Source organism: Polaromonas sp. P1_E3 (assembly GCF_056405935.1).
In genome coordinates this window covers 1-803 of sequence record NZ_JBFUBD010000749.1, presented here as the reverse complement: position 1 = coordinate 803, position 803 = coordinate 1, and the positions used below count along the sequence as shown (strand labels likewise).

Here is an 803-nt window from a genome sequence, read left to right as displayed (position 1 = left end):
ATCTGTGCACAGGCATAAGGCCGTATATGAAGACCCACCACGTACAGACCGGCGTGGGGCACTATGGGGTGTTCAGCGGACGTAAGTGGAACCAGCAGATTTACCCGCGTGTGCGGGAGATGATTCATGCGAGCATGGGCTGAAATTTATACAAAATCGGCCTCCAGCCCAATGGAAACGAGCGCAAGCAGCTCCTGAATTGATAGCATAGGCTACGCGTGCAAGCCGCCAGCTATAAGAGGAGGCTTCATCTCACTATCGTCACCTGGCTTTTGTCGTCCTGATTTTTAAAGTCAACGTGCGTCAGGAGGGCGGCCTCTGACGGTCGGACATGAGGTGAAGTGTGAGCCCACCAGCTCTCTGGCAGCATCGAGAAACCGAGCAAAACACCGGAAGCAGCCAAGAGAGAAAGTGCCTTGTACATCACTTCACGCTTGCGAAGCAGCCATGCAATCAGGCTGACCAATACGTATAGAGCCATTTGAGCCAATGCAGCCGCAAAGAAGCCGACCTGGAACGAGGGTGTGTAATGTGCCGGCGCATGAGCTGCAGGCGTATAGAGCAGCATGCCTCCAGGTGTTTGGGAATAAAAATAATAGCCTGCCAGTAAAGCAATCACTGGAGGAACAAGTGCGGCGTAAGGCCAGAATTTGCGCATGGGCTCCAATTTAATCGCTTCGGCCTATCCAGGCCACCACCACCCAAATCACGCCCATCACACCCACCAAACCCAAAATCACCCCGCGCCCCTCCATCACCCCCGCAAACACCCCCACCAACAACCCCGCCAGCGGCTGCGACAA

1 protein-coding gene and 1 pseudogene are annotated in these 803 nt (G+C 54.8%); one reads left to right on the top strand and one right to left on the bottom strand.

The window, feature by feature from the left end; genetic code table 11:
- Positions 1-143 (top strand): annotated as a pseudogene (locus AC1D0Z_RS23260) (polyhydroxyalkanoate depolymerase); the annotation flags it as partial.
- A 104-nt stretch (positions 144-247) separates the two neighbouring features.
- Here AC1D0Z_RS23260 and AC1D0Z_RS23255 read toward each other — a convergent pair.
- Entirely contained in the window at positions 248-658 is a 411-nt protein-coding gene (locus AC1D0Z_RS23255) for a hypothetical protein (RefSeq protein ID WP_477660486.1), read from the bottom strand.
- Between the last annotated feature and the right edge of the window lie 145 nt (positions 659-803).